Raw genomic sequence first — 12,617 nt, 5'->3', positions numbered from 1 at the left:
GGAGGCCATTGTTTCGCTTGCAATCGAGCGCCAGAGGGAGCGTGCAAGTGGTGGCCAACTGTTAAATACTGTTGCCGCGATATAGCTCACAGGAAAGAGCATATTGCGGCAAGCGTAGACAGGGTAAGATCCGCTGTCTTTTGTTTCAGTGTTGCACTTATTTTTGTGAATTTAGGTTATATTGAACACAATGATCCGCAGATAAGGACTTCTACAATGTATACAATCAGATACTTGGCTAGTTTGGGTTTGGTTGTTATCGGCTGCTCCATTGGATACACAATGATTATTGTGTGGGGAATAACAAAAATATTTCCCTTAAATGGCGCTACTTATTGGATTGTCAATGGCATTGTGTTCACTATAATTGTTACCGCGAGTTTGCGCTTTTATATTCCCAGACTTCGTAAGATCTGGTAATCACCGTCGCTCCTCACGATGCCACTTGCTTTCCATTTCCGACCCATTCTTTGAAACCATAGAATTAATTGTAATTGAATCAACTAGCGCCTCAAAAAACAAAGCCAACTTGCCAGATTGCTGGTAGACCGACTCGTAATTCAGTGGATCTCGCCTGAAAAGCTGTACAGAATCCACCTTGCGTACTGGCCGCATCATACCGCCAGCAGACAAAATCAAGTCGATGGTTCCATATGCTACATCCCCCTTATAATCATCCCCCATAAATGATGCATAGGCGCGCCTAGTAGGTCCCCGTACTGCTTGTGCGGCAGGACCGTTATAAATATTCATCCCACCTTCGTAAATATTATTAACTCCATGCGCGACGAAAAATGCACCGAGCGGTGCTGCCAATCCATATGAAGCCCCCGTAATGGCAACTCCTACTTCAACCTGCATGGCCCCTGCAACAACCCCAACTCCGTTTTGAGCATAAAAAAGAGCCTTGGAAGCAAGATCGGCATGTTCTCTCCTTATCTCTTGCACTCCATCCCAAGCACTTATTACCCCGTCATTCACATCCTTTATAATTTCATTCACATAATTAGATATGATTGCGCCAAACTGAAGCTGAGTGGTGCCATCATAGAAATTCGTAGCGCCAACCGTACACCCTAATGCAACTAGATCAGAAGCTGCTTTGGCTACATCATTTACATCACATGGCTGATCACTCATATTCGTTGTCCCAAGAGCTATAGGCACTTGTACTTGCTTTGTGATGCACCCAGGAAATTTCCCGATACCTGATGGCCACAAGTTCCTGTGGCTGCGCGTCACCCATATGAATAGCATGCGGCACCTGAACACTTATATTGGCAACACGTCCACCACTTAGCGATACAGTAAAATATTTTTCGTGACCACCAACGGGTGAAGTGCGGTAGAAATTGATTTTACACTCAACTTCTTCGCCTTCATGAAGAGCACTAGCTAATAACGGCGTAGATTTATCAATGTTTTTTGTAAGGATGACCGGCATATGTTTCCCACGGCCACCAAAAGTGCTTCCATCATTACCAGCTGCCATATTATGAGAGTAAGCCAGCACCATAATTTCGTCTTCATGGCTGGCCTGACATTTATTCCCAATAGAGTCCTGACTGGAACAGCCAGCGGAAATCAAACCTTGTTTTTTCCCGGTAATAGTCATGTAGCTGAGATTTGCCATGCCCTTCACTCCTTTGAGTCAGCCGCACATCCTCTTACAAGGATTTAAAGCAGCCACTCCTAACAAATATACAAATATGTCACACACCCAAGCTCTAAACATTGCCGACACAGGGATCAGCCGTCAAACAAATCCTGCCTATAGCCAGTGCAACCCTATAACTTTCAGACAACCCCCACACCACCAAGAGAACATTCCTACAGCAAGCTCCTAAGTTCATTTAACTGCACAGACAAACAACTCCATCATTAATAAAAATCAACTGCTACGTAAGAAACTTACCTATACGCCACTTAGATAGAGTTTATACAAAATACCTGCACCCCTAAGATTAGGGACGCGGCGGTCTGGTGATCGGTAAGGTAGCGGCATTCCGGTGCTCAAAGAACTGAAACACGCATTGGTGCAGGCGCCCGTATCCAAGCCGAGCTCGTCGGACTCGGCAGCAATGCCGACGGCCAGCACACTCTCCGCCTGAAACTGATTTTCAAGCGCTGGATGTAAGGCCAGAAACGCCAAAGAGCGCCTTTCGACGCTCCTTAACAAAGAGGTCGGCTTGTCATCGCCCTTTACCTGCCTGGCTCTGTGATGGCTGGTTGCCCAGGATCCTCAGAGTCTCACAAGCTCCTTTCGGAAACGTTGGGTTTGATTCACGAGCACGCGCAATTGTCGCAAGTGCCTTGAAGACGAATTCTGGATCCTCTTCCCCTACTTCCAAACAAGCTTTCAGATAATCAGCCAAGTCCTCTTCGGTCTTTAGGTATTCGGCGGAATCCCAACGGCGAAATTGGCCTGTCATGATCTACTCCGCGTTGCTCAACTTAATTCGAATTGATCGTAACCCCGAATTGGAACATTCAATTGGGTGGTTTACGGTGGATCGAGGTTATCCAGCACCCGATTCACCGCCAGCTCCCCCAGCATGATCGACTGCTGAATCCCCAGCAGGGTGTTGCTCTGCGACCCGTTCAGACTCCTCGCGAAATCGCTCGCCATGACATTGGCTGATGCCAGCGACACACAGGCGTATTCCAGCAGGGTGTGGTTGTCGATATCCGGGGCGATCAAGAAGATATTGCTGGGTTCGCGTGGAGTGTCCGGCGATTGTTTTGCTTTTTTGGTCATGATTCAGTGCCCAGAAAAGTGGAGCCGACACCGTATCGTTACTGATCAAAAGGGTGGCAGCTGTACGCAGGTTAGCAGACCGGGTCTTCGCCAAACCGGCGCGCCCGAGGGCGCCCTGCGCACAGCTACCGTCAAGGGCAGGTACAGACATACCTGCCTATCAGGAGCGCAAATGCACTTAGCGAAAACACGGGCTGCTAAACCCGATCACTGACAATCAGTGACACGAATCAAGTTAGCGATGCCCCTCAAAGCGCACAAGCCGGCGGATTCTGGAGTAGTTGAAGGCAACGTCGCAAGGCGCTGTAGCCTCTCTGAGGGATTTCGGAAATGTCCCACTAGCGGCGGTGAAATTTCTGACACAGCCTCCGCTGACAGCTGTTTTTTGTGGTGTCCTTGCGGGCGCTTTCGCGGGCAAGCCCGCTCCCACAGGGTTTTGCAATGTGGCCAACATTGTGTTCACACCGCAGATCCTTGTGGGAGCGGGCTTGCCCGCGATTGACGGCGCAGCCGTCACGGTTGCAGCGGCTCGACCTTGCGCGTCAGCAGTTCAACAAACGCCTTGGCCATCGCCGATTTCTGATCCTTGCGCTGCACCAGCCAAACCGCCGACACCGCCGCCGGATCGAGCAACGGTCGATAGACCACACCATCGATACGCATCCGCTGATAAGACGCCGGCATCACCGACACACCCAGCCCTGCCGCCACCAGCCCAATGATGGTCATCGCCTCTCCAGCCTCTTGTGCAAAATGCGGAGTGAAGCCGGCATCCCGCGCCAGGCTGAGCAACTGCGCATACAGGCCACTGCCATAGCTGCGCGGAAAAAACACAAAGGGCTCAAGCGCCAGGGCTGACAGGAACAAACCTTCCTCGCCGCCCTCTACCAACGGGTGCTTGGAGCTGAGTACCGCGACCAGCGGTTCGCGCATCAACTCGACCACGCTGAGGCATTCCGGTAGCCCGAGCGGGCGCATGATGCCGACTTCGATCGACTCGTCCACCAGCGCATCGGCCACCTGGGTGCTGCTCATTTCCCGCAGGTTCAGGTGCACCGCCGGGAAGCGCTGACGAAAAGAGAAAATCGCCTGGGGAATGGTCGAGTTGAAGGGTGCCGACGAGGTGAAGCCGATTTTCAGCTCACCCAACTCACCCAGTTGCGCCCGTCGCGCGACATCCGCCGCTTTGTCGACCTGCGCCAGCACCAGCCGCGCCTCTTGCAGAAACAGCCGGCCAGCCTCGCTCAGCTCGACCCGACGATTGGTACGCTCGAACAGGCGTGCGCCGACTTCCTGTTCCAGCGCCTGGATCTGCTGGCTCAGCGGTGGTTGCGAGATGCCCAGCACCTGTGCGGCGCGGCCGAAGTGCAGTTCTTCGGCGACGGCGATGAAGTAGCGCAGATGACGCAATTCCATGGAAACCCCATTAGGTCGTAAAAGCTATCAAACAGGTCGAACAATATATTGGATTGAATCATTAGCCAGCTATATGCTTTTTTCATTGCCTGACCGGCTGCGTCCTCCGAGGTCCCCCGTGAAAACTGCTGTCGCCCCACTCGCCCATGAAGTTTCACCTTCAGCGCCGGACGCTATCGCCGCTGAGCTGGCGGAGATCTACATCGAAAAAGGTACGCCGGCGTTCATGCGCACGGTGCTGGCGTTGTTCTGCGGCGGCTTCGCGACTTTCGCCCTGCTCTATTGCGTACAGCCGATGATGCCGCTGCTGTCCCACGAATATTCCATCAACGCGGCGCAAAGCAGCCTGATCCTGTCTATCGCCACCGGCATGCTTGCCATCGGCCTGCTGATCACCGGCCCGATTTCCGACCGTATCGGGCGTAAACCGGTGATGGTGGCCGCACTGTTCGCCGCTGCGCTGTGCACCATGGCCAGTGCGATGATGCCGAGCTGGCACGGTGTGCTGCTGATGCGTGCGCTGATTGGATTGTCGTTGAGCGGCCTGGCGGCGGTTGCGATGACTTACTTGAGCGAAGAGATCCACCCACAGCACATCGGCCTCGCCATGGGCTTGTACATCGGTGGCAACGCGATTGGCGGGATGAGCGGACGCTTGATCACCGGGGTATTGATCGACTTCGTCAGTTGGCACACGGCGATGCTGGTGATCGGTGGCCTGGCGCTGGTTGCAGCGGCGGTGTTCTGGAAAATCCTCCCGGAGTCGCGCAACTTCCGCGCCCGCTCGCTGCACCCGCGCAGCCTGCTCGACGGTTTCACCATGCACTTTCGCGACGCCGGCCTGCCGCTGTTGTTTCTCGAAGCCTTTGTGTTGATGGGCGCGTTCGTCACGCTGTTCAACTACATCGGCTATCGCCTGCTGGCCGCGCCGTACCACATGGAACAGGCCTTCGTCGGGTTGCTGTCGGTGGTGTACCTGTCGGGCATCTACAGCTCGGCGAAAATCGGCTCGCTGGCCGACAGACTCGGTCGCCGCAAAGTGCTCTGGAGCACCATCGCGCTGATGATCGCCGGCCTGGCCCTGACGATGTTCACACCGCTGCCGCTGGTGATCATCGGCATGCTGGTGTTCACCTTCGGCTTCTTCGGTGCCCATTCGGTGGCCAGCAGCTGGATCGGCCGCCGCGCCACCAAGGCCAAGGGGCAGGCGTCGTCGCTGTACCTGTTCAGCTATTACGCCGGTGGGAGCATCGCCGGAACGGCAGGTGGCGTGTTCTGGCACATGGGCGGGTGGAACGGGATCGGGCTGTTCATCGGCACGCTGCTGGTGATTGCGCTGCTGACGGCCTTGAAACTGGCGAAGTTGCCGTTGTTGCCTCAGCACACCTCGGCTACTTGAGCACCAGTCGCGCCTCCAGGGCATCGTCACGTTTTTCCAGGGTCAGCGATTGCAACGCGACACCGTCGCGCTCGATGCCGTCGAGCCACTGCATCAAGGGCTGCGCGTTACCACTGAGGGTCACGCGCAGCAGATCGGTTTCGCTCTCCATCTGACGGATCTCCAGCCCCACCGCCGCGGCGTTTTCGCTGATGCGCAGCGATAGCGGTTGAGCGCTGTCGACGGGGGCATGGCTGTGCGGTAACGCCTGCTGCAGTTGCGCGGCGAGCGCCATTTGCTGTTGATATTGTCGCTCGACTGTTTCCAGGCGCTGCCGGGTCGGTTGCCAGATCAGGCTGAAAGCCACAACCGTCAGCAAAAAGACGCCCAACACCCGTAACAGCCGCTGCTCTCGCGGGGAAATTCCAAGCCACATCTGTTTCATGCCTCGTCCTCCACGGTGAGGGTGGCGTACACTCGGTCAGCGGCTTTGTTCGCGCTGTCGAGCCGGATGGGCATACCTTGCTGTCGTCCTCGTTCGCGCAACTGCTCCAGCTCGGCAAAGCCGCTGGCGGTCAGCTGGATTTTCCAGCCTTCGCCTGCTCGAAACTCGATACGCTGGACCTCGACCGGACTGGCGCCAACCACCTGTTCAATCAACTGGACCAGTCCGGCAATCCGGGTATTTTGCGATTCGACAGGCCTGTTTTGCAGGGCCTTGAGTTGCGCAGCCATGTCGACGATGCGGCCCTGTTGCGGGTAAAGCGCCTTGAACCGCTGTTCATTCTGGGTGGCGAGGCGGTGAGCTTCGCTGTCGAGGAAGCGGATCCGCGTCTCGCTGGCCCCCCAGGTCAACAGCGCCAGCATCAACAGCGCCCACCCGCCGGCACGCCAGGGCAGACGTTTGCCGCGCGGGGCGAATGCGCCTTGCAGCAGGTTGATGGCCCGGGCTGGACGACCGCTCAGGCATTGGTCGATGACAGCGGGGGCCTCACGTTCGTCCAGCCATTGCATGTCCTTGGGTAAGGACGGGGCGAGCAGTGCCAGGTGTTGCTGCGACAGCGCCAGGCGCGCCGACAGACCGCCACCCAACAACCAACGACCGAACCACCAGGTACCGCAAGGCTGATCGCCGGACAACACATCGGCATCGACGAACGCCCCGCGCACCTCAACACCCGCCTCACGCAGCAAAGCGAGCACGGCGGCCAACCGTTCGCGATCAATGACCATGACCGGGTAGCAGCCGTCACGATCACGAGCGCCAACGCTCAAATGCACCCTCTCCAGCGCTTCACTCAGTTGATCTTCCACGGCGAAGGCGATGGCCTGGGCCTCGGGTCCGCGCCGCGCCGGCCATGGCTCGCTGCGAACCCAGGCGCACATTTCCATGGGCAGCAGCACATCGACTGCCTGCCCCTGCAATGCCGAAGCGGCCTGATTCAGGGGCATCGGCTGGCGTTGACCGGTTGGCGACCAGAGGACGCAGGGCCAAAGGCTCGATGGCGCATCCTGGCCCTCGGCGGTCAGGTAAAGCCAAGTGTTCATCGCGGTCTCTCGTGGGTACTCATGGGAAGAAAACGTCTCTGCAACATAGACAGCTGTTGAGTCTCGGGGTCGTGCCCGACATCCGTGGCCAGGTGCAGTGCGCGCCCGCCCCGGGTCACCTGCACGCTGATCCGATACCAGCGGCTATGGGTGCCAAGTCCGTGACTGCTCAAGCCCTGTCCGGAGAGCAACGGGTCCTGCGTAAACGCCTGGACGCTCGTCCAGGGCGTTGTTGTGGCCTGAAGCGCCAGCGCGTTGGCGGTCGCGGCGTCCACCTTGCCGAGCGTTCTCAACAGCAGCGCCGGTGCGGTGTTGATGTTCAAGGCGACGTCGGTGGGCAGCAGCGCCACCCAGGGTTCCAGCCGCTGCAACAGGTGAGCGTCAATGCCAGGTAGCAAGCGCAGCTGGCTCAGCTCCCGTAATGGCCCGACCTGACTCAGTTGCAGAGGAGGAAGTTCGAGCAGTTCAAGCAGACGCGCCCAACGGTTGAGGGTGACCTGATCCACCTGGCCCTGGCGTAACAACGCATTGAGATTGAAGCGCCCGGCGAGGTCATCGATATCGATGCGGATCTGCCCATCGTCAACCTCGAAATCAGGCGCCATGTCAGTCCAGCCTTGCAAGCGTTCGACGGGTTTTTTCGCGTCCTGCAACGCGTCGCGCAACAGCATCAACGCCCAGGTTTCCCCGCCCGATGCGAGTTGCCGCAACTGCAGTTGCTGCAACTGTTGCCCACTGCTTTGCAGCGACAGGTGGTGACTGCGCAACAGGCCACCGGTGATCAGCAACGCCAGGCTCAGAACCAGCAATACACTGATCAGCGCAATGCCGCGTTGCTGCCCGTTCATGGCAATGCACCCGGCATCGGCAACACCCGACGGATCGATTCGAAGCGCCCGACCGAGACGTGCACCTCCAGCGCCTGGGGCGCCTTCGCGTCCTGCCCGGCCGACCAATGAGCGACCCAGCCGGACTCGCTGTCGAACAGACGCCAGCTCAACTCGCGAACGCCTTCGAGCAGTTTTTGCCGTTGCACGAGTTCTGAGCCTTCCCCCTGGCTTTCACGCCACAGCACGCCACCGTCGAGTCGATACGTCAGGGCCTGGCGTTCACTGCGCGGTTGGTCCAGGGGATTGCGCCAGTGACTGCGCTGGAACTGCAAAAGCGGCGGTGCGAGCACCATTGGCTGGGTTGTGACATGCAGCAGATCCCGCTCGATCACCGCCACTGCTCGTTGCAGGCTCCTGAGTTCTCGCTCGTGGGCCGTCGCGCCCTGTTGCACCCGCACCACGCTATCGAACAAGCCCCAACTGGCCAGCCCCAGCACGGCGAAGATGGCCAGGGCGATGACCAGCTCCAGCAAGGTGAACCCGCGCTGCCTACTCATGGCCCGCGAGTATCCAGGCGCTGGCACGATGCAACGCATGCGCACTGTTCACAGGACTGACCTGAATCTCGACCTGGAGCAAACGCGGATCGCGGGTGGCGCTGATGTGCTGATCCAGCAGCCAGTCTCGCTGATCCATGGACACCACCCGTTGTTGCTGCCCGGTCGTCAGTCCGGGTTGCAGACGCAACTCGTTCAGCCGGTTGTCCGCCAGCCACGCCGCGAACAGCCGCGCCTCAACGGCGCCGCGCTGCTTCACCACGTATTGACTGGCTGAAAGCACGGCAGCCGCCAATGTTGCGAAGATCGCCAAGGCGACCATGATTTCCAGCAACGTGAAACCGCCCATGGACGACCAGGAGGGTCGGCTAACCATCGATCGCCACCTCGCCGAGGCCATCTCCGGACAGGCTTAGCCAGGTCCCATTGCTGGACTCAAACGTCAGGGTGAAGACACTGGTCTCGTCGTTGCTGAATATCAGTAATTGCGGCGGTCCTTCATCCGCGTCCAGGTCTACCGCATAGCCGTCATGCCGAAAACGCACCCGCACACTCAGGGGCCAGTCAGCAAGTTCCTTCACCGGCTCCCATCCATGAACACCCTTGCGCATCACCCGGTGGCCATCGGTACTCAGCCGCAAGCCGTACTCCTGGCCCTCGAATACCGCACGCTCGCGCAATTGATGGATCACCTGCACCATCGCCTCAGCCTCCTGCCTGACCTTGCGCGCGGGATTGCCCCCACCGGCGAAGGTCACCATGCCCAGCAAAAAGCCGACCATGACAATCACGATCATCAGCTCCAACAACGTGAATCCCCGGCAACGGTAGCCCACGGCTCAATGACCCCAATTACCGATTTCGGCGGCAAACCCCTCCCCACCCGCCACGCCATCGGCACCCAGGGAATACAGGTCGTAGGTACCATCGGCCGATCGCACACCCGGATTGATGTATTGATAAGGCGTGCTCCACGGGTCGACCGGCATGCTCTTGAGGTAACCCTGCGGGTTCCAGCCGCGTGCCGCGGGCAGTCCCGAGGGACGCTTGACCAACGCTTCCAGGCCTTGCTGGGTCGAAGGGTAATGGGTGTTGTCGAGGCGATACATTTCCAGGGCGGTAGCGATGGCCTGGATATCGATTCTGGCGGCGGTGACCTTGGCTTGATCAGGGCGGCTCATGAACTGCGGCACCACAATGGCCCCCAGCACGCCGATGATGACCACCACCACCATGATTTCGATCAGGGTAAAACCGCGTTGGCGCGACACCGCGCCCGTGGCGAGGGAGCTTGCTCCCGTTGGACGGCGTAGCCGTCCCATTTCGGGGCCGCTGCGCGCGCCTGCGGGAGCAAGCTCCCTCGCCACGCGTTCGTCTCGACGTTGTCTTGATGGGTCAGCTTGGCACTGGGAACGGAGGTTTTTGCGGACAGGTTGCATGGATCAATTCACCAATTGGTTGAGGCTGAGAATCGGGAGCAGGATGGCCATGACGATCAGCAGCACGACGCCGCCCATCAGCACCAGCATGGCCGGTTCGAATAGGCTCACCACCAGTGCAATGCGCGCGGCGAGGCTGCTTTCCTGTTGTTCGGCGGCCCGGGCCAGCATGCGGTCGAGTTCGCCAGCACGTTCACCGCTGGCGATCATGTGCAGCATCATCGGCGGGATGTCGCCGCTCTGTTCCAGACCACGGGTCAGCGTTGCGCCCTCGCGGACGGTACGAGCGACATCGACCATCCGCGCGCGGATGGTCAGGTTGCCGATGACCGCGGCGGCAATTTCCAGTGCGTCGACCAACGGCACGGCACTTTTACCGAGGATCGCCAGGGTGCTGGCAAACCGCGCAGCCTCCATGGCACGCAGCACTTCACCGATGACTGGCGCATTCAGCACCCAACGATGCCAGCGCAGGCGCCACTGCGGCTGATGCCAGCTCCAGCGCCACAGGCCGAACAGCGTGGCCAGCACGCTCATCAACAACAGGAAATGGTTACGCAGCCCGTTGCTCACGCCGATCAATGCCTGGGTCAGCCAGGGCAATGGCTGGCCGCTGTCGACGAAGATCTTCACCACATCCGGCACCACATAGCCGAGCAGAAAACCGACGATTGCCGTGCTGGCCAGCATCAGGATCAACGGGTACACCAGGGCCATCTGGATCTTTTGCCGCGAGGCCTGGCGGGCCTGTGTGTAGGCCGCCAATTGCTCCAGCACATGGCCCAAATGCCCCGAGCGTTCGCCGGCGGCCACGGTGGCACGGAACAACTCGGGGAAGGCCCTGGGAAATTGCCCCAGTGCCGAGGCCAGGGCCTGGCCTTCCATCACCCGGCTCCTGACTGCCGAGAGCAGGCCTGCGACCTTGCGTTTTGAGCTCTGTTTTGCCACCGCTTCGAGTGCTTCTTCCAGCGGCAACCCGGCCTGAACCAGCGTTGACAGTTGCAAGGTCAGTAGTGCCAGATCAGCCGCACTCAGACGCCCGGCACGGGGTTGTTTGCCCGAGCTGTTGCTGACTTTCACTTCGCTCAATGCTCGCGGCCACAGGCCACGTTCACGCAACAGTTGCCGCGCATGGCGGGGGCCATCGGCTTCCAGCCGCCCCTTGCAGGAACTGCCTTGGGCATCGTGGGCGCGATAATCGAAGGTCGGCACTGATCAGTCCTCCTGCGTCACACGGAGCAATTCGTCGAGGCTGGTCATACCGCCCAGCACCCGTTGACGCCCGTCGCGAAACAGACTGCGCGAAGCTTTGCGCGCCTCTTCAATCAGCAATTGTTCACTGGCGCCCTGATGGATCAGCGCCGAGACGCCGGGTGTCACGCTGATCAGTTCGTAAATGCCGATGCGCCCGCGATAGCCGTGCTGGCAGTGCTCACAGCCCGAGGCCTTGAACAGGGTGTGCGGCGTGGCGGTGTCGAGCCCCAGGCGCCGACAGGCCGCCGCATCAGCGATGTACGAAACCTTGCAATGAGGGCACAAGGTGCGCAGCAGGCGCTGGGCCAGGATGCCCACCAGCGAGGACGCCAACAGGTAGGCATCGACGCCCATGTCGACCAACCGCGTGACGGCGCCAACCGCACTGTTGGTGTGCAAGGTCGACAACACCAGATGCCCGGTCAAGGACGCCTGCACTGCGATCTCGGCGGTTTCGCGGTCGCGGATTTCACCGACCATCACCACGTCCGGGTCCTGACGCAAAATCGCCCGCAGGCCCCGGGCGAAGGTCATGTCGACTTTCGGATTGACCGGCATCTGGCCGACACCCGGCAGGTGATACTCAATCGGATCTTCGACCGTGAGAATGTTGCGGGTCTGGTCATTCAGACTGCTCAGCGCGGCGTACAGGCTGGTGGTCTTGCCGGAGCCGGTCGGCCCGGTCACCAACAGGATGCCGTGGGGCTTGTGCAACAACTGGCGCAAGGCCGCGAGGGTATCGTCCGGCATGCCCAGCCGATGCAGGTCGAGGCGCCCGGCCTGCTTGTCGAGCAGGCGCAACACCACCCGTTCACCGTGGGCCGAAGGCAGCGTCGAGACCCGCACATCGACTTCATGCCCGGCCAGGCGCAAGGCCATTCGCCCATCCTGGGGCACGCGCTTTTCCGCGATGTCCAGGCGCGCCATGACCTTGATCCGCGACACCAGCAGCGTCGCCAGCTCACGCTTGGGCCTGAGTATTTCTCGCAGTTGGCCATCCACCCGCATGCGCACCGACAGATACTGCTCGAAGGTTTCCAGGTGCACGTCCGAGGCGTGCTCGCGCACTGCTTCACCGAGCAGCGCGTTGATCAGGCGAATGATCGGAGCATCGCCCTGTTGCTCCAGCAGGTCGGCGGTTTGCGGCACCTGATCGACCAGGCTGAGCAAATCCAGTTCTTCGTCCAGTCCTTGGGCTACCTGCTCCACCGCGCTTTGCCCCTCGCGATAGGCTGCTGCCAGGCGCGAGGCGTATTCTTCGCCGTCGACGATGACAATCGGCAGCGTCGACCCGCACACCCGGTGCGCTTCCGCCAAGGCGGTGAGCGGCGCGTCGCTGCGCATGGCAAGGCGCAGCGACGCGCCGTCATGCTCCAGCAACACGCCAAAACGCCGGGCGAAGCCGAAGGGCAATTGCTCGCAGGGTTCGCTCATGGA

General features: G+C 59.4%; 15 protein-coding genes and 1 pseudogene. 2 read left to right on the top strand and 14 right to left on the bottom strand.

The window, feature by feature from the left end:
- Positions 1–420 precede the first annotated feature (420 nt).
- Positions 421–1,140: a DUF4225 domain-containing protein gene (locus tag QMK54_RS02065; RefSeq protein ID WP_320401962.1), complete on the bottom strand. Its 720-nt coding sequence runs from the start codon at positions 1,138–1,140 to the stop codon at positions 421–423.
- Positions 1,133–1,633 carry an Hcp family type VI secretion system effector gene (locus QMK54_RS02060; protein ID WP_320401961.1) on the bottom strand — a complete coding sequence of 167 codons (501 nt, stop codon included), beginning with the start codon at positions 1,631–1,633 and terminating at the stop codon, positions 1,133–1,135. Before QMK54_RS02060 ends, QMK54_RS02065 begins: the two co-directional genes overlap by 8 nt.
- 335 nt (positions 1,634–1,968) lie before the next feature.
- Here QMK54_RS02060 and QMK54_RS02055 point away from each other — a divergent pair.
- Positions 1,969–2,107 (top strand): annotated as a pseudogene (locus QMK54_RS02055) (beta-ketoacyl-ACP synthase); the annotation flags it as partial.
- A gap of 85 nt (positions 2,108–2,192) precedes the next feature.
- Here QMK54_RS02055 and QMK54_RS02050 read toward each other — a convergent pair.
- From QMK54_RS02050 to QMK54_RS02040, 3 genes are all read right to left on the bottom strand, one after another.
- Positions 2,193–2,432, bottom strand: a complete 240-nt coding sequence (locus QMK54_RS02050) for a transcriptional regulator (RefSeq protein WP_320401960.1) — start codon at positions 2,430–2,432, stop codon at positions 2,193–2,195.
- A 71-nt stretch (positions 2,433–2,503) separates the two neighbouring features.
- On the bottom strand, positions 2,504–2,758 hold the full coding sequence (locus QMK54_RS02045) for a DUF6124 family protein (protein ID WP_320401959.1): 255 nt from the start codon (positions 2,756–2,758) through the stop codon (positions 2,504–2,506).
- Positions 2,759–3,271: 513 nt separating this feature from the next.
- Positions 3,272–4,174, bottom strand: a complete 903-nt coding sequence (locus tag QMK54_RS02040; RefSeq protein WP_320401958.1) for a LysR family transcriptional regulator — start codon at positions 4,172–4,174, stop codon at positions 3,272–3,274.
- Between the two features lie 118 nt (positions 4,175–4,292).
- On the opposite strand from QMK54_RS02040, the gene QMK54_RS02035 reads away from it, so the two are divergent.
- On the top strand, positions 4,293–5,573 hold the full coding sequence (locus tag QMK54_RS02035) for an MFS transporter (protein WP_110661123.1): 1,281 nt from the start codon (positions 4,293–4,295) through the stop codon (positions 5,571–5,573).
- Here QMK54_RS02035 and gspM read toward each other — a convergent pair.
- From gspM to gspE, 9 genes are all read right to left on the bottom strand, one after another.
- Positions 5,566–5,997 carry a type II secretion system protein GspM gene (gspM, locus tag QMK54_RS02030; RefSeq protein WP_223591763.1) on the bottom strand — a complete coding sequence of 144 codons (432 nt, stop codon included), beginning with the start codon at positions 5,995–5,997 and terminating at the stop codon, positions 5,566–5,568. The genes QMK54_RS02035 and gspM overlap by 8 nt on opposite strands.
- Entirely contained in the window at positions 5,994–7,100 is a 1,107-nt protein-coding gene (gene gspL, locus QMK54_RS02025; protein ID WP_223591761.1) for a type II secretion system protein GspL, read from the bottom strand. The genes gspM and gspL overlap by 4 nt, the downstream gene beginning before the upstream one ends.
- The gene (locus tag QMK54_RS02020) at positions 7,097–7,948 is read right to left on the bottom strand and encodes a type II secretion system protein GspK (protein WP_223591759.1); all 852 of its coding nucleotides are present in this window, start codon (positions 7,946–7,948) and stop codon (positions 7,097–7,099) included. The genes gspL and QMK54_RS02020 overlap by 4 nt, the downstream gene beginning before the upstream one ends.
- Positions 7,945–8,487 (bottom strand): type II secretion system protein GspJ, encoded by a 543-nt coding sequence (locus QMK54_RS02015; protein ID WP_110661119.1) that lies wholly within the window; start codon positions 8,485–8,487, stop codon positions 7,945–7,947. Before QMK54_RS02015 ends, QMK54_RS02020 begins: the two co-directional genes overlap by 4 nt.
- Positions 8,480–8,863: a type II secretion system minor pseudopilin GspI gene (gspI, locus tag QMK54_RS02010; RefSeq protein ID WP_110661118.1), complete on the bottom strand. Its 384-nt coding sequence runs from the start codon at positions 8,861–8,863 to the stop codon at positions 8,480–8,482. The genes QMK54_RS02015 and gspI overlap by 8 nt, the downstream gene beginning before the upstream one ends.
- Positions 8,856–9,323: a type II secretion system minor pseudopilin GspH gene (gene gspH / locus QMK54_RS02005; RefSeq protein ID WP_223591757.1), complete on the bottom strand. Its 468-nt coding sequence runs from the start codon at positions 9,321–9,323 to the stop codon at positions 8,856–8,858. Before gspH ends, gspI begins: the two co-directional genes overlap by 8 nt.
- Positions 9,324–9,326: 3 nt before the next feature.
- The gene (gene gspG / locus QMK54_RS02000; protein ID WP_223591755.1) at positions 9,327–9,809 is read right to left on the bottom strand and encodes a type II secretion system major pseudopilin GspG; all 483 of its coding nucleotides are present in this window, start codon (positions 9,807–9,809) and stop codon (positions 9,327–9,329) included.
- Positions 9,810–9,929: 120 nt separating this feature from the next.
- Positions 9,930–11,138, bottom strand: a complete 1,209-nt coding sequence (gene gspF / locus QMK54_RS01995) for a type II secretion system inner membrane protein GspF (RefSeq protein ID WP_223591753.1) — start codon at positions 11,136–11,138, stop codon at positions 9,930–9,932.
- A 3-nt stretch (positions 11,139–11,141) separates the two neighbouring features.
- Positions 11,142–12,614 carry a type II secretion system ATPase GspE gene (gene gspE, locus QMK54_RS01990; protein WP_223591751.1) on the bottom strand — a complete coding sequence of 491 codons (1,473 nt, stop codon included), beginning with the start codon at positions 12,612–12,614 and terminating at the stop codon, positions 11,142–11,144.
- Between the last annotated feature and the right edge of the window lie 3 nt (positions 12,615–12,617).

Source organism: Pseudomonas sp. P5_109, assembly GCF_034009455.1.
Classification (GTDB): Bacteria; Pseudomonadota; Gammaproteobacteria; order Pseudomonadales; family Pseudomonadaceae; genus Aquipseudomonas.
Note: the sequence above shows the minus strand (reverse complement) of the source record. Positions and strands in the feature narration are given on the sequence as shown.